The 24,085-nt window shown below is 67.2% G+C and carries 21 protein-coding genes; 12 read left to right on the forward strand and 9 right to left on the reverse strand.

What is annotated here, in order from left to right; translation table 11 throughout:
• The first annotated feature begins 5 nt into the window (after window positions 1–5).
• Window positions 6–674 (forward strand): GntR family transcriptional regulator, encoded by a 669-nt coding sequence (locus ACZY1G_RS20400; protein ID WP_463817051.1) that lies wholly within the window; start codon window positions 6–8, stop codon window positions 672–674.
• Between the two features lie 11 nt (window positions 675–685).
• Here ACZY1G_RS20400 and ACZY1G_RS20405 read toward each other — a convergent pair whose 3' ends face one another.
• Window positions 686–1,060 carry an NYN domain-containing protein gene (locus tag ACZY1G_RS20405; RefSeq protein ID WP_463817050.1) on the reverse strand — a complete coding sequence of 125 codons (375 nt, stop codon included), beginning with the start codon at window positions 1,058–1,060 and terminating at the stop codon, window positions 686–688.
• Between the two features lie 376 nt (window positions 1,061–1,436).
• On the opposite strand from ACZY1G_RS20405, the gene ACZY1G_RS20410 reads away from it, so the two are divergent.
• The 3 genes from ACZY1G_RS20410 (at window position 1,437) to ACZY1G_RS20420 (ending at window position 6,064) form a co-directional block, all read left to right on the forward strand.
• A complete protein-coding gene (locus ACZY1G_RS20410) occupies window positions 1,437–2,462 on the forward strand; it encodes a 3-oxoacyl-ACP synthase III family protein (protein WP_463817049.1) in 1,026 nt (341 codons plus the stop codon).
• On the forward strand, window positions 2,463–3,578 hold the full coding sequence (locus ACZY1G_RS20415) for a sulfotransferase family protein (RefSeq protein ID WP_463823472.1): 1,116 nt from the start codon (window positions 2,463–2,465) through the stop codon (window positions 3,576–3,578). It begins immediately after the preceding gene.
• 140 nt (window positions 3,579–3,718) lie between these two features.
• Complete coding sequence (locus ACZY1G_RS20420; RefSeq protein ID WP_463823474.1) at window positions 3,719–6,064, forward strand: hypothetical protein; 2,346 nt, start codon at window positions 3,719–3,721, stop codon at window positions 6,062–6,064.
• A 77-nt stretch (window positions 6,065–6,141) separates the two neighbouring features.
• Here ACZY1G_RS20420 and ACZY1G_RS20425 read toward each other — a convergent pair whose 3' ends face one another.
• On the reverse strand, window positions 6,142–7,794 hold the full coding sequence (locus tag ACZY1G_RS20425; protein ID WP_463823475.1) for an acyl-CoA synthetase: 1,653 nt from the start codon (window positions 7,792–7,794) through the stop codon (window positions 6,142–6,144).
• Between the two features lie 65 nt (window positions 7,795–7,859).
• Between ACZY1G_RS20425 and ACZY1G_RS20430 the strand changes: the two genes are divergently transcribed.
• Window positions 7,860–8,903: a TIGR03857 family LLM class F420-dependent oxidoreductase gene (locus ACZY1G_RS20430; protein ID WP_463823476.1), complete on the forward strand. Its 1,044-nt coding sequence runs from the start codon at window positions 7,860–7,862 to the stop codon at window positions 8,901–8,903.
• 27 nt (window positions 8,904–8,930) lie between these two features.
• Here the strand turns inward: ACZY1G_RS20430 and ACZY1G_RS20435 are convergent, their stop codons facing one another.
• Complete coding sequence (locus tag ACZY1G_RS20435; protein WP_463823477.1) at window positions 8,931–10,499, reverse strand: ATP-dependent DNA ligase; 1,569 nt, start codon at window positions 10,497–10,499, stop codon at window positions 8,931–8,933.
• 34 nt (window positions 10,500–10,533) lie between these two features.
• Entirely contained in the window at window positions 10,534–12,060 is a 1,527-nt protein-coding gene (locus ACZY1G_RS20440; RefSeq protein ID WP_463823478.1) for a molybdopterin-dependent oxidoreductase, read from the reverse strand.
• An 87-nt stretch (window positions 12,061–12,147) separates the two neighbouring features.
• Between ACZY1G_RS20440 and poxB the strand changes: the two genes are divergently transcribed.
• Entirely contained in the window at window positions 12,148–13,884 is a 1,737-nt protein-coding gene (gene poxB, locus ACZY1G_RS20445) for a ubiquinone-dependent pyruvate dehydrogenase (protein ID WP_463823479.1), read from the forward strand.
• Between the two features lie 51 nt (window positions 13,885–13,935).
• A complete protein-coding gene (locus tag ACZY1G_RS20450; RefSeq protein WP_463823480.1) occupies window positions 13,936–14,988 on the forward strand; it encodes a phosphotransferase family protein in 1,053 nt (350 codons plus the stop codon).
• A gap of 16 nt (window positions 14,989–15,004) precedes the next feature.
• Here the strand turns inward: ACZY1G_RS20450 and ACZY1G_RS20455 are convergent, their stop codons facing one another.
• Entirely contained in the window at window positions 15,005–15,763 is a 759-nt protein-coding gene (locus tag ACZY1G_RS20455; protein ID WP_463823481.1) for a sulfite exporter TauE/SafE family protein, read from the reverse strand.
• A gap of 458 nt (window positions 15,764–16,221) precedes the next feature.
• Here ACZY1G_RS20455 and ACZY1G_RS20460 point away from each other — a divergent pair, with 458 nt between their 5' ends.
• Entirely contained in the window at window positions 16,222–16,713 is a 492-nt protein-coding gene (locus tag ACZY1G_RS20460; protein ID WP_463823482.1) for a homocitrate synthase, read from the forward strand.
• Window positions 16,714–16,731: 18 nt separating this feature from the next.
• On the opposite strand, the gene ACZY1G_RS20465 is transcribed toward ACZY1G_RS20460, so the two are convergent.
• Window positions 16,732–18,213 carry a cytochrome P450 gene (locus ACZY1G_RS20465; RefSeq protein ID WP_463817036.1) on the reverse strand — a complete coding sequence of 494 codons (1,482 nt, stop codon included), beginning with the start codon at window positions 18,211–18,213 and terminating at the stop codon, window positions 16,732–16,734.
• A gap of 127 nt (window positions 18,214–18,340) precedes the next feature.
• Between ACZY1G_RS20465 and ACZY1G_RS20470 the strand changes: the two genes are divergently transcribed.
• Entirely contained in the window at window positions 18,341–18,976 is a 636-nt protein-coding gene (locus tag ACZY1G_RS20470; RefSeq protein WP_463823483.1) for a TetR/AcrR family transcriptional regulator, read from the forward strand.
• Window positions 18,977–19,018: 42 nt separating this feature from the next.
• Entirely contained in the window at window positions 19,019–19,882 is an 864-nt protein-coding gene (locus ACZY1G_RS20475; RefSeq protein WP_463823484.1) for an SDR family oxidoreductase, read from the forward strand.
• A 3-nt stretch (window positions 19,883–19,885) separates the two neighbouring features.
• On the opposite strand, the gene ACZY1G_RS20480 is transcribed toward ACZY1G_RS20475, so the two are convergent.
• From ACZY1G_RS20480 to ACZY1G_RS20490, 3 genes are read right to left on the reverse strand one after another with little or no spacing between them, the layout of a single operon-like run.
• The gene (locus ACZY1G_RS20480; RefSeq protein WP_463823485.1) at window positions 19,886–21,049 is read right to left on the reverse strand and encodes an AAA family ATPase; all 1,164 of its coding nucleotides are present in this window, start codon (window positions 21,047–21,049) and stop codon (window positions 19,886–19,888) included.
• Between the two features lie 12 nt (window positions 21,050–21,061).
• Entirely contained in the window at window positions 21,062–22,135 is a 1,074-nt protein-coding gene (locus ACZY1G_RS20485) for a DNA polymerase IV (RefSeq protein ID WP_463823486.1), read from the reverse strand.
• A complete protein-coding gene (locus tag ACZY1G_RS20490; RefSeq protein WP_463817214.1) occupies window positions 22,132–22,716 on the reverse strand; it encodes a TetR/AcrR family transcriptional regulator in 585 nt (194 codons plus the stop codon). The genes ACZY1G_RS20485 and ACZY1G_RS20490 overlap by 4 nt, the downstream gene beginning before the upstream one ends.
• A gap of 121 nt (window positions 22,717–22,837) precedes the next feature.
• Here ACZY1G_RS20490 and ACZY1G_RS20495 point away from each other — a divergent pair, with 121 nt between their 5' ends.
• Both ACZY1G_RS20495 and nrdH read left to right on the forward strand, forming a co-directional pair.
• Complete coding sequence (locus ACZY1G_RS20495) at window positions 22,838–23,380, forward strand: NAD(P)H-dependent oxidoreductase (RefSeq protein WP_463817031.1); 543 nt, start codon at window positions 22,838–22,840, stop codon at window positions 23,378–23,380.
• Between the two features lie 456 nt (window positions 23,381–23,836).
• Entirely contained in the window at window positions 23,837–24,079 is a 243-nt protein-coding gene (gene nrdH, locus ACZY1G_RS20500) for a glutaredoxin-like protein NrdH (protein WP_463817030.1), read from the forward strand.
• The last annotated feature ends 6 nt before the right edge of the window (window positions 24,080–24,085 follow it).

The raw sequence follows: 24,085 nt of genomic DNA on the forward strand, positions 1-24,085 counted from the left end.
CGGCAATGAGCACCCCCGATTTCGCGAGCAGGCCACAGCTGGCCGAGGATGTGGCGGCGGTGGTCCGGCGCAGGATCTTCGACGGCACCTACACGGCGGGGAGCTACGTGCGACTCGAACAGCTCGCCGCCGAACTCGGCATCAGTGTGACCCCGGTGCGTGAGGCACTCTTCGAGCTGAAGGCCGAAGGCCTGCTGGACCAGCAGCCGCGACGTGGCTTCGTCATCCGGCCGGTCACCGAGCGCGACATCACCGACGTCGCCGAGGTGCAGGCCTTCATCGGAGGGGAGCTGGCTGCGCGCGCGGCTGCTGCGATCACCGACGCCGAGCTGGCGGACCTGTCGGCGGTCCAGGCCGGCCTCGAGGCGGCGTACGCCGCCGGTGACGGGGAGCGGGCGGTCCGGCTGAACCACGAGTTCCACCGCGCGATCAACGTCGCCGCGCACTCTCCGAAACTCGCGCAGCTGATGTCTCAGATCACCCGGTACGCGCCCGAGGCCGTGTTTCCCGCAGTGGACGGCTGGCCGCAGAACTCGAACCGGCACCATCGGCGCGTGCTGGCCGCCCTCGCGGCACGCGATCAAGCGCAGGCCCGCGCGGCCATGGCCGAGCACCTCACGGCCGGGGCCTCGCCGTTGATCGACCACCTGACCCGCCGCGGAGTCATCGACTGATCGCCGCTAGCTCACTGGTTCGCCATCAGGGCGCGCAGCCGTGCGGGCGACGCCACGATGGCGCCGGCGGACCGGACCCGCTCGGTCAAGGCGCGGTCAGAGGTGACGACGACGATGTCGTCCGGGCGCTCGTCGGCCTGGACCAGCCTGACGATCTCTGCGTCAGCCGAGTCGGGTGCTGGGCACGGCGCGTGCGCGACCGTGATCACCGAGGACTCGATCGGCGGCCGCGGCGGCTGTTCGAAAACCACGGTCACGTCGGTGCCCTCGGTGCCGGCCCACCGCTCGAGTGCGTGCACCAGCGCGATCATCGCTGCGTGCCGGTCGCGCCACCAGCCGTCGGGCCTGGCGCCGATCACGTTCATCCCGTCGACGACCCAGCGCATGCGATCAGGCTATGACGCGCAGCCGACTATGTTGCTGGCCGGTAGCGAGCGCATGAGCAGCAGGAAAACACTGGTGATGATTCGTGCCCTCCACAGCAGATCATCAGCTAACCTTCGGCCAGGTAGAAATATTACGGAACTGTCAATATAGAGGGCCGCGTCGGGGGACAATCTATGAGCGGCCTGGTAGAAGGTCGTGCCAAATTCTCAGGCTTGCCCAATCCGCTGACAGGTGTCGAAGGGCAGGGTAACTTCCAATGCGCAGTGACAAGACGCTATGTTTCGTGTGCTGCAATTGCGGAGCCGCCCCGTGGCTCATAGGTTATGACCAGCTCACCGCAATGATCGCGCCACTACTGAACAGGGGGATCGGCTCATGACGCTTCCAACTCTTTACTTCTCGCGGCCTGCCACAGTGCTGCCCGAAACAGCAATGGACAACGACGAGGTTCTCGCGCTCGTTCGCGGCGAGTTCACAGGTCCGGCCGCGGAGTGGGACGGAGTCGAGCAAACCATTCGCTACGTCTTCGACCGCTGCAACACCAAGACCCGCTACCTGGATCAGAGCACGACTCTGTCGCCGGGAGAGTTTGCAACGCAGGCGGCGCTGGCCTGTCTGGAGCAGAACCGCGTGGCGGCCACCGATCTGGATCTGGTGGTCTACGGCGGTATCGCCCGCGATAACTTCGAGCCGGCGACGGCCGCGGAGGTCGCCGGTCGGCTCGGCGCACGTCCACTGCATGCCACCGACGTCACCTGCGCGTGCGCCGGCCTGATCGAGGCCATGCACACGGTCGCCGGATATTTCGCGCTACATCCGGAGATGAAGACCGCCCTGATCTGCGCCGGTGAGCTGACTCGCGACCGCATCACCTACGACATGCGGGGTCTGCAGGACGTTGCGGTGTTCGCCGCCGGGCTGACCCTGGGCAACGCCGCTGCTGCGCTGCTGGTGTCGCGCGAGCCGCTGGCCGGCGGCAGTGCTCGGCTGGAGGGCATCTTCCACAAGACGCTGTGTGAGCACTACGGACTGTGCAAGACGCCGGTCGACGGGCACTTCACGTCGAAGTCCAAGGAGCTGTTCGCGCTCTCGGTCCACGTACCACCCGCGATTCGCGAGATGCTCGCAGAGCTCGGCTGGTCCTCGGAAGAGATCGACCACTATGCCTTGCACCAGCCCAGCGAGGCGGTGCTCGAGCGGGTCTTCACCGAGCTCGGCGCCCGCCCGCAGGCCTGTGTGCACACACATTCGCTGTTCGGCAACACCGCGAGCACCGCGTGGGCGCTGGCGCTCGAGTACCGGCTCAAGCACGGCACGGTCGAGCCCGGTGACAAGATCGTGATGGCAAGTGCCGCAGCGGGATTCACCATCGTGGGTGCCGCCGCCGTGTGGGAGGGCTGAATGGACCGGTACCTGCGGGTCTACCGAGTCATCAACAAGACCTTCGGGTTGTGGCTGCGGCCACTCGGTACCTTTCTGATCCTGCAGGTGCGAGGAGGCGTGTCCGCGGCCACCATGGGCCTGGACCGCCTCGTGTTCCCGCGCTACAAAGACGAGCCGATCGATCGCCCGATCTTCATCATCGGCAACCCGCGCAGCGGCACCACCTTCCTGCACCGCTTTCTGCTGAGTAACGGCGGCCTGTCGGCGTTCGAGCTATGGGAGATGCTGTTTCCGGCGATCACCGCGCGCAAACTGCTCGGTCGGATCGTGCCCAAGCTGGATCGGCTCTCGCCGGCGCGCTATCACCCGTCGGATGTGCACGACACCAGCTTGCGCGGCATCGAGACCGACGACCCGGCGTGGTTCTTCCACACCCTCGACGGCCCGTTCGCCTGGGCGTACTTCCTGGCCTGGCAGGACACCTGGGGGAGCGACCTGTCGCGGCGCTGCTTCGGCATCGACGGCGCGGCTCCTCGGGAGCGGGAGCAATTCTTCGGTTACTACGAAGAGCTCTGGCGAAGGAACCTCTTCTACAAGAAGGATCGTCGCATCCTCGCCAAGACGAGCATGCTGACATTCCGCCTCGACGAGGTGCTCGAACGCTATCCGGATGCCAAGCTCGTCTACATCGTGCGCGATCCGGTCGAGGTCATCCCATCGGGTATGTCGCTGATCGCGAGTGTGCTGGAGAACGGCTACGACGCGTTCAATCGCACATCCGCCGAGGACCAGCAGCGCTGGGTAGAGAACCTCTACCAGGCATCCTGCGCAATGCTGAAGGTGTTCCACGACGCCTACACCTCGGGCCAGATCCCGGAGAAGAACCTGTGTGTGGTGCGCTATCCCGATCTGATCCAGAACCTGGAGCCGACGATCGAGCGCATCTGTGAGTTCGCCGAAATCGAGCCCACCGCGTCATTCCTGGCCGAGGTGCGTGCGCAGGCCGAGAAGCAGCGGTCGTACAAGAGCAAGCACCAGCACGCCCCCGACCGCTTCGGGCTGAGCGCGGAGCGGATTCAGAACGACCTGTCCTTCGTGTACGACACCTTCGACCTGCCTCGAAAGGTCGGCTGAACGGCGGTAGGTAAGACGGCGGTCACCCGCCGGTCAGCAAAATAGTGAAAGTTTTCTGGTTAACTCTGGAAACGGGCTGTGCGAACGGTCCTGAATTGTATAGTTTCGGTCACAAGTCGCTTGTAGTCCTGGGGAGAGCAATGAACGCTGGTTGTTACGTCGGTCGTATCGGAGGCCTGGCGGTCGCCCTGGGTGTAGGCGCCGCGGTCTTCGCGGGCCAAGGGGTGGCCTACGCGGACTCCACCGATGCGGGTTCGACATCGGATACGGGCAGCCAGACTCCCGGTGGCGCCCTGGGCGCTGGCAAAGGGTCGAGCAAAGAGACGGGCGCCGGCGGCCAGGACACCAAGGACGCCAAGGACGTCAAGGACACCGGAACTGACGGCGACAAAGACGCCGACAAGGCCCCGGACAAGAAGGACCGCAAGAACGTCTGGAAAGAACTGTTCAGCGGTCACAAGCCCAAGCCGGGAACCGAGACGGACCAGCCGTCCGACACTCCGCAGGTGCCCTCTGACGACGCGACCGAGACGCCCGGCGACGACACCGACACGGTGAAGGCGCCCCCGAAGAAGCCGCGCTGGTCCTGGAAGCCTGCCGAGGCCGGCGCATCGACCGGAGACGACACCGAGAGTGTCACTCCCACCGTCACCGACGAAGCGGCTCCGACGAAGACGACGAAGACGCCCAAGGGTCTGAAGGGTCTGCTGTCGACGATCACCGTCGATGCCCCCGAAGCAGCCACGACTCCCAAGACGCTGGTCAACGTGTCGACCGCGTCGGCGAAGACGACCACCGAGGTCGCGACAGACACCGAAGAGGCCTCGACCACGACCGTGTCGCAGGGCCCGCTCGTGACGCTGTTCAAGCGCTTCCTCGACGTGTTCAGCGGCAACGCACCCGCGGCGCCGAATGCGAACTCGCCGTTCGCGTGGCTCGTTGCCGCGGCGTCACGCCGCGAACTCGACTCGCAGGCGCAGCCGAGCGATCCGACGATGGTGTGGAACGGCCTCGAGGTCCGTCCGGTGGGCGAGCCCACGATCACCTCGTTCTACGGCAAGTACACGATGGTTCCGGCGTTCCCGGGCGTGCTCCAGGGCAAGCAGGACTTCGATCTCATCGATCCCGAGACCGGCGACACGGTGGCCACCATCAAGGGTCTCGTCGCGATGAACAACGACATCGGTGCGGGTAACCGCTCGCTGCAGATCGTCGTCCTCGACGTCACGAACGTCGCCGAGGGCTACCAGCAGGGTGTCGACAACAAGGACATTCCGCCGGACGGTTCGATCTTCGCCGTCATCACCAACGGTCGCGCCGGACAGGTGTACTCCGCGCTCGCCCAAGAGGGCACGGATGTGGTGTCCTACAGGTACGTCACGCGATTCGGGTCGCTGCCGCTCAACGGGGACCCATTCCGGCGCAACTACAGCGCGGCCGATTTCCTCACCGACTACGAGGGCATCAACCGGCCGATCTACCTGACCAATGGGTACCACATCAAGCCGGTCCAGGATGACACGCTGGAGTACACCGGGTTCGTCGGATACGAGCCGCTGTTCAACGCGATCCAGGGCACGCAGAAGTTCGGGATCTACGACGATGAGACCAACACGCTCATCGGCACCTTCGACGGCGTGACCACCGTGACATCGGACTTCTGGGGCACCACCAGCCAGGCGATCATCGTGACCTCCGTCGACGGCCCATCCGGCGTCGAAGACGGGATGATCCCGCCGGTCGGATCGGTCTACAACATCATCTACTGGAAGGACGCGTCGGAGTACGCGCTCTACTACTCCCTGCCCCAGGAGGGCAACGACATCGTCAAGACGCTGCTGATCTCGCAGACCCGTAAGGGCCAGGTCGTCGACGAACTGCCGCTGAGCTTCAACGCCTCCGACGAGCCCACCCGCGACTCGTACACCGTCGGTGACTACACCTTCAAGCCGACGTCGGACATCACCTACACCGGGGTCAACGGCCTGCCCCCGCGCGAGGTCATCGTCCAGGGCTACCAGCAGTTCGACGTGTTCGACTCCAAGGGCGTCAAGATCGGCAGCGTCGACGCCGACGTCAGCACTCAGTGGGACCTCTCCCGCGGGTACTCGAAGGCGATCCTGGTCACCGACGTCAACAGCTCCGTCAACGGGGTCGGCACCGACAAGGGCGAGGTCCCGCCGGTCGGCTCGATCTTCAACATGAAGTACATGGGCAACTCCCCGTTCGGTGAGGGGTACTACTCCATGCCCGACCCGGACGGTGACAAGACGCGGTATGAGCTGCGCACCATCTTCGGGGCGATCCCGCTGTTCAACATCTACAACGCGTCGAAGGGCTTGGCGGACTACGACTTCTACACGCCCTACGGTAAGGACAGCGCGCAGAACAACCTGTTGAGCTTCGCGGGTGCGCAGTCCGGTGGACTGCTCGGCGCCGACCAGGATCTGTGCCTGCTCGACGGCTCGGCCTGCGACGTCGCCTGATCTCGTCACACCAGCGGTGCGTCGCCTGAATCAGGCGGCGCACCGCTGCTGTGTGGGCCGAATCGTGGTGTAATAGCTCAGGATTCGGCGCTCGCCTGGTCGCGCGCCCAGCGGTAGTCGGCTTTGCCGGCGGGGCTGCGCTCGATGATGGGCCGGAACACCACGGCTTTGGGCAACTTGTAGCGCGCGAGCACGGTTCCCGCGTGGTCGATCAGCTCCTGCGCCGTGGCCTCGACGCCGTCGGCGAGCGCGACGACGGCGACCACCTCCTGCCCCCACCGGTCGCTGGGTCTACTCGCGACGACGACGTCGGCCACGGCTGGGTGCGACGCCACGGCGGTCTCCACCTCCTCGGCGAAGATCTTCTCTCCGCCGGAGTTGATGGTCACCGAATCGCGGCCGAGCAGTTCGATCACGCCGTCGGCGAGGTGACGAGCACGATCGCCCGGAACGGAGTAGCGGACGCCGTCGATGACCGGGAAGGTGGCCGCCGTCTTGGCTGCATCGCCTTTGTAGCCGAGAGGGACGTAGCCGCGCTGCGCCAGCCATCCGAGGCCGTCGTGTCCCGGCTTGAGGATGGAGCCGAGATCTTCTGCGGTGACAAAAGTGTCGGGTCCGGCGGTGAAGGTGCCCGTCGACACCGCGCCCGGCGCCGACATGTGGGTCATCTGGGCTCCGGTCTCCGAGGAGCCCACGCTGTCGACCACCATCAGGTTCGGTTTGGTGTCGATCAGGCGCTGCTTGGCGGTCGGCGTCAGCCGGGCTCCACCGCTGGCCACCACGGCCAGCGAGGACAGGTCGGCGTCGGTGCGCTCGAACGCGTCGGCAAGCGGACGTGCCATCGCATCGCCGACCACGGTGACGGTCAGCACCTTTTCCCGTTCGATCGTGCGCACGACATCGTCGACGTCGAGGTGATCGGTGATCGCGGAGAACACCACGGTCTGACCCATCGTCATCGAGGTCATCACGGCCCACTGGGCGGCCCCGTGCATCAGCGGCGGCAGCACCAGCAACTTGGTGCCTGGTGACTCTGCGCACCGCGTGGCCAGGTCCTCGTAGCTTCTAGCGGTCTCGCCGGTGTAGAGGCTGCGACCGCCGAACGACGCCATGAAGATGTCGTGCGATCGCCACAGCACACCCTTGGGCATACCGGTGGTGCCGCCGGTGTAGAGCACGTAGAGGTCGTCCGGTGACGGCTCGACCGGCGGGGCATCGGCCGGACCGTCGGCCACGATCGACTCGTAATCGACTGCGCCGGGGAGTAATTCATTGCCGGAGTCGTCGGCGATCTGGATCAGCACCCGCACTGAGGGGAGGTCGGGGAGGACCTCGGCCAGGCGCGGCGCGAACGCGGCGTGATAAAGCATCGCCGTGGCGCCCGCGTCCGCGAGCAGGTACTGCAGTTCGCTCCGGACGTAGCGGTAGTTCACGTTGAACGGCGCCACCCGGGCCCGCCAGGCGCCGAGCATGCCCTCGACGTACTCGGGTCCGTTGTGGGCGTAGATGCCGAGCAGGTCCTGTCCGACCTCATGGCCGGCCAGCGCCGACCGCTCGGTGTGGCAACCCAGGCCTTGGCTGTGGAGGTAGCTGGCCAGCCGATTCGACCGTTCGACGGTGTGCGCGTAGGTGAAACGTCGATCGCCCGCGACGATGAACTCGCGGTCGCCGATGACTGTGGCGATGGTGTCCAAGGCACCGGGGACGGTGAAGTGTGTCGGCTCTGACATGGTCTGGACTCTAGACTCCGCCGTCGCTCGAATGAACACATGTGCCGAAGTTGTATGGTCGTCGCATGGACCGGGTGCTCGACGAGCTGGGGTACTACCTGTTGGCCGGCGCGGGTGGTGACGGTCCGGCGAGCCTGCTCGAAGAGGCTCGCCATGGGGAGGCGCTCGGATTCGGCACCGCGTTCATCTCCGAACGGTGGAACGTCAAGGAGGCTTCCTCGTTGACCGGGGCGGCGCTGGCCGTGACCGACCGCATGCAGATTGCGACGGCGGCGACCAACCACAACACCCGCCACCCGCTGATCACCGGTTCGTGGGCCACGACGATGCACCGTCTCTCCGGAGGCAGATTCACCCTCGGCATCGGGCGCGGAATCGCGGCCATCTATCAGGGTTTCGGAGTGCCCGCGGTGACCACCGCGCAGATGGAGGACTTCGCGGAGGTGATGCGCACACTGTGGCGCGGCGGGGTCATCGTCGGCCACGACGGGCCGATCGGCCGGTACCCGGTGCTCTACCTCGACGGCGACTTCGACGAGGACATTCGGCTGGCGATCGTCGCGTTCGGTCCGCAGACGCTGGCATTGGGCGGGCGCCAGTTCGACGACGTCATCCTGCACACCTACTTCACTCCGGAGACGCTGCAGCGAGCTGTACGCATCGTCAAGAGCGCGGCCGAGCAGGCCGGCCGGGATCCTGGGCAGGTGCGGGTCTGGTCGTGCCTTGCCACCGTCGGCGATCACCTCCCCGAGGAGCTGCGGCTGAAGAAGACGGTGGCTCGACTGGCGACCTATCTCCAGGGTTACGGTGACCTACTGGTCCGCACCAATGAGTGGGATGCGGCTGTGCTGCAACGTTTTCGCGCCGACGAGGTGGTGCAGTCGGTTGCGGGCGGTATCGATCACAAGGCGACACCGGAGCAGATCGAGCACATCGCGACGCTGATCCCCGACGAGTGGTTGGAGCCGGCGGCGACGGGTTCGGCGTCGCAGTGTGCCGCGCGGGTGCGCGCGGAACTCGACTATGGCGCCGACGCGGTGATCATGCACGGCGCCACACCCGACGAGCTGGAGCCTGTGGTCGCGGCGTACCGCGCGGTCGAATCCTGACGCCCGGCCCGGCTTGTCTCTGCCGGATCAACCGCTGCGGTCGTGGAAGGCTCGCACGGTGGCGACAGTGTCGGCCTCGGCGGCCGTCTTGTCGTCGCGGTAGCGCAGCACACGGGCGAACCGCAGGGCCATCCCGGCGGGGTAGCGCGTCGAGGTCTGGATTCCGTCGAAGGCGATCTCGACGACCTGTTCCGGCCGCACCGTCACCACGTAGCCATCGGTGGGACCTGTGCCTGATGTCGCGGCCGGCGCCGCTCCGTCAGCGAGCTCGAGAAAGCGCTGGGTCTGCCACGCCAGCATCTCGTCGGTCATGCCCTTGAACGTCTTGCCCAACATCTTCAGCTCGCCCGTCGTCTCGTCCCGGGCGCCGAGATGGATGTTGGACAGCTTGCCGGTGCGCCGCCCCGACCCCCACTCGACGGCCAGCACCACCAGATCGAGCGTGTGCACCGGTTTGATCTTCAGCCAGCCGGCGCCGCGGCGGCCTGCCTCGTAGGCGGCGTCGGCGGACTTCGCCATGACACCTTCATGGCCCGCTGCCAGCGTGGCATCCAGGAAGCGGTGCGCATCGTCGGCGTCGGAGGTGACCAGCCGGTCGACCCGCTGATCGGACGGCACGAGGGCATCCATCACCGCGATGCGTTCGTGCGCCGGGCGATCCAGCAGGTCGGTTCCGTCGGCGCGCAGCAGATCGAAGAAGAAGACCGACAGCCGCTGCTCGTTCGGGCCGGAGCTGCCCCGCCGCCCGAACCGCGACGCGGTCACCTGGAATCGGTGCGGTCGCCCGTCGGGTTTCAGCGCGATGGCCTCCGCATCGGCGATCAGGTCCGTCACCGGCAGCGCCAGCACCGCATCGACGACCTCGGGCAGCCGGGCCGTCACGTCGTCCAAGCTGCGGGTGAAGATCGACACCTGATCGCCGTCGCGATGGATCTGCACGCGCGCCCCGTCGAGTTTGGCCTCGAAGACCGCGGTGCCGCCCAGACGTTCCAGCGCGTCGGCCACATCGGTGGCGGTCTGCGCGAGCATCGGACCGACCGGGGTGCCGACCCGCAACGTGAACTGCGCCAGCGCATCTTCACCGCCGGCGAGCGCGGCCGCTGCCACGGATGGGAGGTCACCGCTGAGCATCGCGGCCCGACGCACCGACGGCGCCGGTGCACCGGACGCCGCGGCGACCGCGTCGACCATCACCCCGATCAGCGCGCCCTGGCGCAACTCCCCGCCCAGCAGCCGGCGCAGGAACGCCTGCTCGACGTCGGTGGCCGCGGCGAACAATCCGTGAAGCAGCTCCGCGCGACGCGCCTGCGAACCCTTGCCCGCGGTCGCCCCGATCTGGGTGAACGTCGCCTCCACCTGGTCCACCGTCAGCACCGGTGCACAGGCGGGAGCCGGCAGCGACCGCAGCGCGGCCCACCCGACACCGATCTGGCGCTGCGTGAGCTCACCGGAGAGCCACGACACCACGACGGACACCACCTCGGAGGACTCGGCTCCGGCCTGGCTCAGCAGCTCGCCGAGCCGTGCGCGTTTCGCCAGCCGTGACGACGAGGCCGCCACGTCCGTGGAGGCTTTCGCGACGTCTGCTACGAGCACACAGCCACCCTGGCACGAGGGTCCGACAGCCGGCTCACTTGACGTTGAACGTGATCGAATGCCAGCCCGTGGCGCCGTCGGGCACCGGGTCGGCGCGGTCGGGCGTCTGCGTGTAGCCGCTGTTGTCGGTGGCGCGCACGGTGATCGTGTGGAAGCCCGGGGTTGCCTGCCAGTCAAAACTCCACAACCGCCAGGTGTCCCCGGAATAGGCGGCACCGAGCGTGGCCTGCTGCCAGTCGCCGTCGTCCATCTTGACCTCGACAGACCGCACGCCCCGGTCTTGCGCCCACGCCACGCCGCCGAACCGCGTCGACCCGGCCGTCACGTCCTGGCCGGCCCGGGGGATGTCGATACGCGACTCGGTCTTGATCGGCCCTCGCGCCGCCCACCCCAGCTTGGTCCAGTAGGCCTCAGCACGGTCGAACCGGGTGAGCTCGAGGTCGACGACCCATTTCGTCGCCGACACGTAGCCGTACAGACCCGGCACCACCAGCCGCGCCGGGTAGCCGTGCTCGATGGGCAGCGGCTGACCGTTCATCCCGATCGCCAGCAGCGCGTCGTCGGCGGTGAGCGCCTCGACCGGGGTGCCGGCCGTCCACCCGTCCACCGATGTCGACATCACCATGTCGGCGTCGGGGCGCACCCCGGCTTCAGCGAGCAGATCGGCGACGCGGTAGCCCGTCCACACCGCATTGGAAATCAGTTCACCGCCTACCGGATTCGACACGCAGGTCAGTGTCACCACCCGTTCGACCACCTCGAATCGGTCGAGATCGGCGAAGTCGACGGTCACCTCGCGGTCGACCATGCCGTGGATGCGCAGCTTCCACGCCTCACGACTGAGCTGCGGCACGGTCAGCGCGGTGTCGATCCGGTAGAACTCGTCGTTGCGGGTGACGAACGACGGCAGCGCGATGTCGGGAGGCTGCACATCGGCGGGGATCGGGGTCGCGGGTTTGGCGACGCGGGGGAGTGCGAAGGCGTTGCGGTCTCCGGACACCGACGACGCCAGCCGGGTGATCACGACCCCGGCGACCCCGCTGGCCGTTCCCGCGACGATCAATCCGAGCGTGATCAGCGAGCGGCGCCTGCCGGTGTCGGTGTCCGTCGCGGTGGCGTCCTCGCTGCTCTCACCGGTGAAGCGGCGCGACGTCAGGAACCGCAGCACGGCAACGCCACAGACGGCACCCACCACCGTGGGAATGACGTCGACGGCGCCGGCGCCCGGCCGCGACAGCACCGCCGCGGAGCCGAGAACGCCCGCGGCGACGATCATCGCGCTGCCCCACGGACGCCGCGGGGTCTCGACGATGCCCGCGATGATCGCGAGCGCCGCCACGACGACGAGCACCGCGACGGTCAGGAAGAGCTTGTCTGCGGTGCCGAATGTCTCGATGGCCCACTCCTTGAGTGGGCCGGGGGTCCGCTCGATGACCGAGGAGCCGACGGCGGTGCGTACGTCGGCCTGCGGACCGAACGCAGCCCCGAGCAGTTGCGCCACGCCGACGGACACCGAGGCCGCGGCGACGCCGTGAGCAGCTTTGTCGCCCTGGGTGGTCATGGCGCCCAACCTACCGGCGGGGTGCGCCGGCAACCCTTACCGAATGGTGTCGTGCTCGGGGTGCGGGGGCGCACTAGGGTTCCAGAGGTGGCCACCATCGCCGATCACGTCATCGAAGCGCTGCACGTCAGCGGTGTCCAGCGGGTCTACGGTCTGCCCGGGGACAGCCTCAACGGATTCACCGATGCGCTGCGCCGCTCGGGTGAAATCACCTGGGAGCACGTGCGACACGAGGAGACCGCGGCGTTCGCTGCGGCCGCCGACGCTGCGCTGACCGGCGCGCTGGCGGTCTGCGCCGGCAGCTGTGGGCCCGGCAACCTGCACCTCATCAACGGCCTCTTCGACGCCCAGCGCAGCCGGGTCCCGGTCCTGGCGATCGCCGCGCACATCCCGCGGACCGAGATCGGCTCGGAGTACTTCCAGGAGACCCACCCGCAGGAGCTGTTCCGCGACTGCAGTGTCTACTGCGAGCTGGTCAGCACACCGGAGATGCTGCCCCGCATCCTGCACATGGCGATGCGGACGGCGGTCGAGGAGTCCGGCGTCGCCGTCGTGGTCGTGCCCGGGGAGATCTTCTTGCAGAAGGCGGATCCCACGGCCTGGCAGACCCGGCCCGTGCGTGCGACGACGTCGGTGGTGCGGCCCGACGACACGGCGCTGGGCCAGGCAGCCGAGCTTCTCAACGCCGCGCAGGCGGTCACGATCCTGGGGGGCGCAGGCGTCGAGGGCGCCCATGACGAGCTCGTGGCCCTGGCCGATCTGCTGAAAGCCCCTGTCGTGCACGCCCTGCGCGGCAAGGAGTTCATCGAGTACGACAACCCGTTCGATGTCGGGATGACGGGACTACTGGGTTTCGCGTCGGGCTACAAGGCGATCAAGGAATGCGACACCCTGCTGATGCTGGGTACCGACTTCCCGTACCAACAGTTCTATCCCGACCACGCACGGGTCATCCAGGTCGACATCCGCGGCCGGAACCTGGGTCGCCGCACGCCGGTCGACCTTCCTCTGGTGGGCACCGTCAAGGACACCGTGGCGGCCCTGATGCCCCTGCTGCGCCCCAAGGGGGACACCGCGCACCTGGAGCGCTCACTGCGGCACTACCGCAAGACGCGCGCGACGCTGGACAAACTCGCCGACAACGACCGTGACCGCACCCCGATCCGGCCGGAATACGTTGCCGGCGCGGTGAATCGGCTCGCTGCCCCGGATGCCGTGTTCACCGTCGACGTCGGGTCGCCGGTGGTCTGGGCGGCACGCTACCTGCAGATGAACGGGCGCCGCCGGTTGATCGGGTCGTTCAACCACGGCACCATGGCCTGCGCCCTGCCGCTGGCGATCGGCGCCCAGACCGCACAGCCGGGCCGTCAGATCGTGGCCCTGGCGGGCGACGGTGGACTGACGATGCTGTTCGGCGACCTCATCACGCTGGTGCAGAACCGGCTGCCGGTGAAACTCGTGGTGTTCAACAATTCGTCGCTGAACTTCGTCGAACTCGAGATGAAGGCCGCGGGCATCGTCAACTTCGGCACCGATCTGGTGAATCCGAACTTCGCGGCGGTCGCCGAGTCCATGGGGATCTTCGGTCGTCGCGTCGAGCATCCGGCGCAGTTGGAGCAGGCGCTCGCCGACGCGTTCGCCACCGACGGCCCCGCCGTCGTCGACGTGGTCACCGCGCGCCAGGAGCTCTCGATCCCCCCGACCATCACCGCCGAACAGGCGAAAGGCTTCTCGCTGTACGCGATCCGGACCATCCTCGCCGGGCACTCCGACGAACTACTCGATCTCGTCAGCACCAACGTCGCACGCCGCATCCTGGACTGATCTGGTCGAACGGGCGGATCCGCCGGTGCCGCACCTGACACTATGGCGGTCATGCCAGTCGAGGTGACGCTGTCCCCGTCCGATATCGACGCGCTGCAGGCCTGGATCCGCGACATCGGTCTCGGATCGACCGTGGACGACGTCGCCCCGCTGACCGGTGGCTCCCAGAACATCGTGGTGCGGGTCAGCGTCGACGGACGGCCGATGGTGCTGCGCCGGCCGCCCGAACACCCCCGGCCGACCAGTGACGACACCATGCGTCGCGAGATCGCGGTGCTCGGCACGCTCGCCGGATCACCGGTCCCACACCCCGAATTGATCGCCGGCTGTGACGATCTCGACGTCCTCGGCGTGGTCTTCTACCTGATGGAGTGCATCGACGGGTTCAACCCGGGCACCGACATCGACGACGCCTATCTGCGCGATGCCGGCATGCGCCACGACGTCGGCCTGTCCTACGCCGCAAGCCTGGCGAAGCTGGGGCAGGTGCCATGGCAGGGCAGCGCTCTCGGGGCGCTGAAACGGCCGGGTTCCTTTATCGCCAGGCAGGTTCCGCAGTTCATGCGGCTCCTCGAGAGCTATCGGCACGAACGCTACGCACCGGAGTCCTTCCCCTCGGTGACCGGGCTCGCGGAGTGGCTCACGGCCAACCTTCCGCCCGAGGCCGAACCCGGCGTGATGCACGGTGACTGCCATCTCAACAACGTGTTGTTGCGCCGCGACGTCCCGGAGTTGGCCGCGTTCATCGACTGGGAGATGTCCACGATCGGGGATCCGCTGCTGGATCTGGGATGGCTGCTGGTGTGCTGGCCGGACGGCCCGAACCCGATCCAGGCGGGTGCGGCGCTGGCCGACCTGGGCGGGTTGCCGAGCCGCACCGAGTTGTTGCGCGCCTATCGCGACGCCGGGGGTAGGGCAACCGACCATCTGGACTGGTACATCGCGATGGCCTGCTTCAAGCTCGGCATCGTGATCGAGGGCACGTGGTCCCGTTATCTGGCGGGGCGGGCCAGTGCCGAAGCGGGGGAACGGTTGCACACCTCGGCGGAGAACCTGATCGCACTGGGCACCCGAGTGACCCAGGGCGACAACGCTTTTCTGTGACGTATTTCTGTGATCGTCAGTAGGCATCCAGGCCGAGCTTGACCGCCAGGGCGAGACCGGCCGCCCCGATGACGATCCGCATCGGTCCCGGGGGTGCGTGGCGGACCACGACGGGACCCAATCGGGAGCCGATCAGGCACCCCAGGCCCAACACGACGACTGCCGTCCAATGCACCGGCGCGACGCAGGCGAAGATCACCGCGGCGCTGAGATTGGCTGCGCCGAGTACGACGTTCTTGATGGCGTTGGCGTGGGCCAAACTCGCTGCGCCGGAACGCAACAGCAGCGCGAGCAGCAGAACTCCGGCAGCTGCGCCGAAATATCCGCCGTAGATGCAGATCCCGCAGATCGCGACAGCCTCGGCGATTCTGCGGGCTCTGTGGCCCCGAGTGTCACCTCCCGGTTCCGGCGGAGGTCGCACCGGGGCCAGGATCGCCAATGAGGAGAAGCCGAGCAGCAGGGGCACCACCTTCTCGAATCCTTCGGCCGGAGTGGACAGAAGCAACACCGCGCCCGCGATTCCACCCAGCACCGCGACGGGCAGCAACCGCACCACACGCTGGCGCTGCCCGGCTAGTTCGGGGCGCGATCCCAGGATCGACCCGACGCCGTTGAACACCAGGGCCACGGTGTTGGTGACGTTCGCAGCGACCGGCGGCAATCCCGCGACCAGAAGCGCGGGATAGGTGGCGACCGAGGCCAAACCCGCGATGCTTCCGGTGAGGCCACCGAGGATGCCTGCCGCGACCAGAAGCACCGTCATCGACCACGACATTGGGCCCATTGTGCACGAGCCCCCGCGCTCCTGCGACCGCGCCAGCGCCAGCGCTGCAAGCAAATGGCATTGTGATAATTTCGCAGGTAAGTGACTTTGCTGGCAGGATCGGGGTGTGTTTCCTGGCGGCGGCGGAGATGCTGTCAGTTGCTACTCCGAAAATGTCGTGATGCATTTCCGGAGTGTGTATTTCACTGGCGTGGCAAACGAATGTCAGGAACGGGATAGCCGGAGTGTAATTTCGCGGTGCGCATTTCGCCGGCGTTGCAGCGGCATCGAACACGGCAAACTCTACAGTAAAGCTGCTTGCCGCGCCGACGGGCAGCGGGCTACTATCGCCGACGTGCCGAACCGACTCGTAGTAGCAACCCGCAGCGGGGTCTGATCCAGACCGACCCCCCGCTGTGGGTCGTTGCGTAGCCGTCGGTCGTTCTCCTCGACCTCAAGGCCGGCACATCATGAATTCTCCGATCGCCACGATCGCCCACTCTCGGACGTCGTCGTTCGCCGCCCGGCTGACCGGCCGCGCTCCTGAACCGTTGCGGGCGAAGGCCGACAGCCGCACCTACGACGAGTTCGTCGCCGAGTTCGCACCGGCGAGCGGACCGGTGCGGCTCGGCCAGTGGGCCTGCGCCGAGGCCGACCGCCCGTCGGCCCGGTGGGGGCCGCAGGCACAGACGTACCACGCCACGCTGGCGCTGGGGGACCGCATCGGAACAGCGCAGGCGACGGCATGCGGTCCCGTCGCCGCCCTCACCGCGATGCTCTACGACCGAGGTGTCGCCGTGGAGATGACGGCGTTCCATCAGCGCACCGCGGGAGGCGACATCGCGACGTTCATCCAGGGCGCCAACGGCGCTCGAGTCGAGTGGGCGATGGGCCTGTCATCCGATCCGGTGCAGTCGGCGTTGCGCGCGGTCATCGCCTGCGCGAACCGGCTCCTGGCCTGACGGCTCGGCGCGGAGGGCTCAGCGCAGCGGCCGCAGCACGATCGGCATTCCGTCGAGCGGCACGGGCATGCCGCCGTAGTCGTAGCGCGGTGTGTATCCGGCCTTCGGGAGTTCGAGACGGTACCGCGTGAGCAGGCGGTGCATGACGGTCTTGATCTCCAGCTGGCCGAACACCATGCCGATGCACTTGTGTGCGCCGCCGCCGAACGGGGCGAAGGCGTAGCGATGCCGCTTGTGCTCGTTGCGCGGCTCCGAGAAGCGCTCCGGGTCGAACTTCTCCGGATCGGTCCACAGCTCGGGCAGCCGGTGATTGATCGACGGCCACGTCACCACAGGGGTGTCGGCAGGAATGTAGAAGCCGAGCAGCTCGGTGTCGCGGACCGTCTGGCGGAAGTTGAACGGCAACGGCGTCATCATCCGCAGCGACTCGTTGACCACCAGGTCGTAGGTCTCGAGCTTCTCCAGCGCCTCGATGTCGAGTGGTCCGTCGCCGATGCGCTGGGACTCTTCGCGCAAGCGGTCCTGCCACTCCGGATTGGCGGCCAGGTGGTAGGCCATCGTGGTCATCGTCGACGTGGACGTGTCGTGGGCCGCCATCATCAGGAAGATCATGTGGCTGACGATCTGATCGTCGGTGAAGCTACCGCCGTCTTCGTCCTGCGAGTGGCACAGCACGCTGAACATGTCGGTGTCCTCCGAGCGACGCTTCTCGCCGATCCGGCTCACGAAGTAGCGCTCCAGCGTCTCGCGGGCCTTGATGCCGCGCCACCAGCTCAGCGGCGGGACGGGCTTGCGCACAATGGCATTGCCCGCGCGCGTGGTGGTGGTGAAGGCCTGGTTGATCGTCGTGACCAGTTCGCGGTCGGTGCCCGCGGGGTGGCCCATGAAGACCTCGGACGCGATGTCGAGGGTCAGCTCCTTGATGGCCGGATAGAACAGGAAGCGCGGATCGTCGGCGACCCAGTCGTTGCTCAGCACGCGCGTGGCCACCGAATCGACGTGAGGGACGTAACCGGAGAGCCGGGTGCGGGTGAACGCCTCCTGCATGATGCGGCGGTGGAAGAGGTGCTCCTCGAAATCCAGGAGCATCAGTCCGCCGTCGAAGAACGGGCCGATGATGGGATCCCAGGCGCGCTGGGAGAAGTCCTTGTTGCGGTTGGTGAAGACGGCCTGGGTCGCGTCGGGTCCGAGCGCCATCACCGCCGACAGGGCCGGCGACTGCGAGTAGAAGATCGGGCCGTGCTTGCGGTACTGCTCGACGATGAAGTCCGGACCGCCGCGGAACGTCTCGATCATGTGACCGATGATCGGCAGCCCGGAGTCTCCGGTGATCGCCTTCAGGTCGCTGCCGGCCGGCGGCTCGGCGAACACGAACCGCTCCCACTCCTTGTCCTTGAGGCGCTTCTCGACCGCCCCCATCCCGGGGATGGTGAGGGCGGTGGGCTTCAGACGTCGTTTGGCCTGGTCGATCCAGTAGTCAGTGGCGCTGATCGTTGGCATCTTGGCACTCCTGAATGAGGGTGACTGTGGTCGATGTCACTGCTGATCATCCTGGCGGACCCACTTGACGGCTGTCAAGTTTCGCGGAGTTTGTGTCCTGTGCATCGCGATGCAAAGGTTTGTTGTCATGACCGCCGATCCCGTCAGCAGCGATCCCCGTAGGACCCGCGGTGACCGTCAGCGGGAAGCCATCATCGCCGCGGTACGGGAGCTCCTCGAGGAACGCTCCTTCGCCGACCTGTCGGTCAGCACGATCAGCGAGCGCGCCGGCGTCGCCCGATCGGGCTTCTACTTCTATTTCGACTCCAAGTACGCCGTCCTCGCGGTCATCGTCGCCGAGGCGATGGCGGAGCTCGATCAGCTCACCCACGACTTCGCGCCGCGTGAGCCGGGGGAGTCGCCGTCGTCCTTCGCCAAGCGGATGGTCGGATACGCCGCGGCAGTTTTCGCGTCCAACGACCCGATCATGGGCGCGTGCAATCTGGCCCGCAGCACCGACGCGCAGATCCGCGAGATCATGGACGACTTCCAGGACACCGTGGTCAACAAGATCGTCGGTCTGGTCGAGCAGGATTCGGGCCCCCGTCCCATTTCCGATGATCTGCAGTCGCTGGTTCGCACACTGGTCGCCGTGACGTCGATGACGCTCGCGCTGGACAGCGCATTCGTCGGACGTGACACGGATCCGAACCGGGCGGTCGAGATCGCCGAGCGATTGTGGCTCAACAGCCTCTGGGGTGGAGTCGAGCTGCCCGAGCGGTGAGGCGGGCCGGGGCTCGGTCGGGGGCCGGTAAGGTCACCTCCCATGGGATTCGCCGACGGTTTCGCGAGCAAACGGTGCCTGCTCACCGGTGCGGCCAGCGGAATCGGACGCGCGACGGCGCTGAAGCTGGCGGCCCAGGGTGCGGAGCTCTATCTCACCGATCGTGACGCCGACGGACTGGCCGCCACTGTGGCCGATGCGCAAGCGCTCGGTGCGGTCGTCGCGGCGCACCGCGCGCTCGACATCACCGACCACGACGCCGTCGTGGCGTTCGCCGCCGACATCCACACTGCCCACGGCGCAATGGACGTCGTGATGAACATCGCGGGCGTGTCGGCGTGGGGCACTGTCAGTCAGCTCACCCACCAGCACTGGAAGTCGATGATCGACGTCAATCTGATGGGGCCGATCCACGTCATCGAGACGTTCCTGCCGCCCATGGTGGCGGCCGGCCGTGGCGGCCACCTGGTCAACGTCTCGTCGGCGGCGGGGCTGGTCGCTCTGCCGTGGCACGCGGCCTATTCGGCCAGCAAGTACGGTCTGCGCGGGTTGTCGGAGGTGCTGCGTTTCGACCTCGCGCGCCACCGCATCGGCGTCTCGGTGGTGGTGCCCGGCGCGGTGAAAACGCCTCTGGTGCAGTCGGTTCAGATCGCCGGCGTGGATCGTGAGGATCCGCGCGTGCAGTGGTGGACCGACCGCTTCGGGGGCCACGCGGTGTCACCGGAGAAAGCGGCCGACAAGATCCTGCGTGGCGTACGACGCAACAAGTATCTGATCTACACCTCGGTGGACATCCGCGCGCTGTACTTCGCCAAGCGATTCTTCTGGTGGCCGTACGCGTTCGCGATGACGCGGGTCAACGTGCTGTTCGCCCGCGCGCTGCGGCCGCCGCCGCGGCGCCGCTGACCCTCAGCGCGTCCCCCAGTTCCACGGGGGAGTGGTCAGCAGTTCCTGGCCGTCGATTTTCGTCTCACCCCAATCCTTGACGAGTTCGATCTCCGTCGTCTCGTCTTCGCCGAGGGGCGCCGCAGCGAGCCGCTCCCGCAGCGCCGAGGAGTGCGTCACCACCACCACCTGGGTCGTCGTCGCGGCGGCGCAGATCAGGTCGGCCAGCGGGGGGAGCAGGTCGGGGTGCAACGACGTCTCGGGTTCGTTGAGCACCATCAGCGACGGCGGCTGCGGACTCAACAGTGCGGCCGTCCAGAGCAGGAAACGCAGCGTGCCGTCGGAGATCTCGGCACTGCGCAGCGGGCGGAGCATGCCGCGTTGGTGCACGTGGAGGTCGAACAGCCCCTCGGTGACCGACACCGAGACCGTCGCTCCGTCGAACGCGGCGGCCACGGCACGATCCAGGTCTTCGACGCCGGTTTCCACAATCGTCTGTATGGCCGCGGCCAGATCCGAACCGTCGTCGGCCAGGACAGGGGTGCGGGTCCCGACATGCGGTCGCCGCGCCGGAGCGTGCGCGTCTGCTCGGAAACCGTCGTAGAATCGCCAGTCCCGCAACCGTTCCCGGACCATCACCAGTTCGGGTGCGGCACCCGCCCATTCCGCCAGCACACTGCGGTGCGCCGGCAGGTTGCGCGACAGCTCGTCGAAACCCCGACTGCCCTCGGAAGCGACCTCCACCATTCCCCGCACGCGACGGACGAGGGTGGTGGTCGGCCGGGCGACCGGGCCGGCGAAGACCAGCTCTCGTTTGAGCTCCGGATCGCGGGTGAACGCCGAATCGACCGCCTGGGGGAGGCCGAAATCTACGAGGTATCCGAAATCATCCGCGGCATAACCCAATTCGATGGACACGGAGCGGGTGCGAGGGCCGCCCTGGGCGGCCCCGGTGCGTCGTGCTCCGCCGAGGTGTTCGGGACCGGCCCACATCGCCGATTCGACGCCGCCCTCGCGGGCGAAGGATCCGATCACCTCGCCGCGACCGCAGTCGGCCAGCAGGCGCAGCGCCCGGTAGAGCGACGACTTGCCGGTGCCGTTGGCGCCGGTGACCACGGTCAGTCGACGCAAGGGCAACACGAGATCTCGAAGTGAGCGGTATCCGCGAACCGCGACGGTGTGCAACATCGCCGACCGACGTTAGCCGCCGGCACCGACAGGTGCGACGTCGGTCATCGACAGCTCGAGGCGAACCCCGAGGAGCCGCACGGGACGCGTGAGATCGAAGTCCCCGAGGAGGGCGAGCGCGGTGGCGACGACGGCTTCGGAGTCGACCGTCGGTGCGGGCAGTGTGCGGATCTTGGTGCGGGTGTAGAACGTCGCGGTGCGCACGGTGACCGCCACCCGGGTGACCACCCGCTGCTGTTCGACGATCTCTGCCAGCGTGCGCCGCGCGAGATCGGTGACAGCTGCGGCCATCTCGGCATCATCGGTGAGGTCCTCGGAGAACGTGACGACATGACTGCGGGAGCGCGGCACCCACGGGTCGGCGCGGACCGTCGTGTCGCCTCCACCCTTGGCGAGCAACAAGATCCACAATCCGGTGGTGGGGCCGAAGGTCGCCGTGAGTGCCTCGGCGTCGGTCGCCGACAACTCGGCGACGGTCGTGATACCCATCGCGGCAAGCTTTTTGGACGTCTTGGGGCCGATCCCCCACAGTGCGTCGACGGGCCGCTCGCCCATCATCGACATCCAGTTCTCGTCGGTCAGCGCGGCGATCCCGCCCGGCTTGCCGAAGCCGGTCGCCACTTTGGCCCGCTGCTTGTTGTCGCTGATGCCGACCGAACAGGACAGTCCGGTCTCCGCGGTGATCGTCTCCTGGATGCGCTTGGCCAGCGCGAACGGATCGGTCTGGCCGCCGTCCACGTACGCCTCGTCCCAGCCCCACACCTCGACAGGATGACCCAGGTCGCGAAGCGCGGCCATCACCTGCTCGGAGGCGGCGTCGTAGGCGTCGGGATCGGACGGCAGGAATGTGGCCTCCGGGCAGCGTCGTGCCGCCACCCGCAGGGGCATCCCCGCGTGCACGCCGTGTGCGCGGGCCTCATACGACGCACAGGTGACGACCTTGCGCGCCTCGGACGGGTCGCCGCTGCCGCCGACGATGACGGGAAGGCCGACCAGATCGGGTCGGCGCCGCAGTTCGACCGAGGCGAGGAACTGGTCGAGGTCCACGTGCAGAATCCACCCGGTTGTCTGTCCCCCGGCGATCATGTGCCGCAGATCTTGCGGGCCAGCGTCTCCCATGCGTCGCCGAGTTCGTCCAGCGTGCGGCCACGGTCGGTGGTCTCGTGGCGGACGTAGTCGGCGTCGAGGAGAGCCAGCAGCGCCGTGGCCTGGGCGTCGAGGTCACCGCTGGTGCCGCCGTCGTCCAGCAGCACGCGGACGTGGCGGTGGTGCAGCATCATCGGCGCGTTGAAGCGCATCTGCGGGTCCCGGCCGACATCGGAGAGCAGGGCGTGGTGGCTGTTGACGAAGCACAGCCGTTCGCGGCCATAGGCGATCAGCCGCTCCAGCGGCGGGGCTCCCGGGCCCAGGGGAGGCGGGCCGAACAGGATGGCCTGCTGCTGAGCCTTCTCGTCCTCGTCGAGCAGCACGATCATCAACCCGGCGCGACTGCCGAACCGGCGGAACAGCGTCCCCTTGCCGACGCCGGCGGCAGCGGCGATGTCGTCGGTGGTGACGGCCTCGGCCCCGTGCTCGGCGACGAGTCGGCGCGCAGCGTCCAGCAGCAACGCGCGGTTGCGCGCGGCATCACCCCGCTCGGGTGGGCCGGAATCGCTGACCGACAGCATCGTCAGGCCGTCAGAGGCGCTCACCTGGCAACTTTAACTCAGCCGGAATCAATCGGACCGCGGTCCGGTTAAACTCTGCAAGTATCCACACGACGATCGCGAATGACGGATAGGAGAAGTGATGGCGGAGAGTACGGTTCTGGTCCTGGTCGGCAGCTTGCGGAAGGAGTCGATCAACCGGCAGTTGGCCGATCTGGCCGCTGAGACAGCGCCGGACGGGGTCATCCTGGAACAGTTCGATCGCCTCGGCGAGCTGCCGTTCTACAACGAGGACATCGACAACGAGTCGGTGCCGGAACCGGTGAAGGCTCTGCGGGAGGCTGCCGGCCGCGCCGATGCGGCGCTCGTCGTCACTCCCGAATACAACGGCAGCATCCCCGGCGTCCTGAAGAACGCGATCGACTGGTTGTCGCGGCCCTACGGTGACAGCGCACTCAAGGACAAGCCGCTGGCCGTCGTCGGAGCAGCGCTCGGGCAGTACGGCGGCGTGTGGGCGCACGACGAGACCCGCAAGTCGTTCGGTATCGCCGGTCCGCGTGTCGTGGAAGACCTCGACTTCTCGCTGCCCGCGCAGACGCTCGACGGCAAGCACCCTCGAGAGAGCGCTGATGTGGTCGCCAAGCTGCGCGACATCGTCGGCAAACTGGTCGCCGAGATCGGCTGACTTCCACTCGACTCGCCCGGCCTTGCTCCTCGAGCAAGGCCGGGCGATGTCGTTTGCTGGGCTTTTACGGGGGTGGCGCCGGTAGGGGCGTTGTTGTCGGTGGGTCCTGGTAGACCAGACGCATGGATGCGCGCGGGCCCTGATGTGATGTCTGACACGCCGAAATCGGCGCGACACACCGGGGTGACCAGGGAAAATTCCAAACGTGTTATTAAGACCATCTTGTGTGTGCTCTACTAACGAGGCACAACATCTAGTGCCCTAGGGTGGAGAGCGGCACAAGACGCGATCTGCGCTCGGCGGGGATCTCGGGGAAGTTACCTCCTCGGATCGGCGTTGAGAGCGGGGAGGGTAGATCGCCCGGGCAGGTGATCGTCGGATGGGGTGTGCAGGGACTTGCAGTTATCAGGAAAAACACCCGTTGTTGATGAAAATTTTCGCTGAGGGAGCGCGCAAATGACTGTCACCGTGTACACCAAGCCGGCCTGCGTTCAGTGCAACGCCACCTACAAGGCGCTCGACAAGGCAGGCGTGGCCTACGACGTCGTCGACATCAGCGTGGACACCGAGGCGCGCGATTACGTGATGGCGCTCGGTTACCTGCAGGCACCCGTCGTGGTGGCCGGCAACGACCACTGGTCGGGTTTCCGCCCGGACCGCATCAAGGCCCTCGCCGGCGCATCCGCCGTCACCGCCTGAACCACT

The organism is Mycobacterium sp. IDUB_5 (assembly GCF_055419565.1).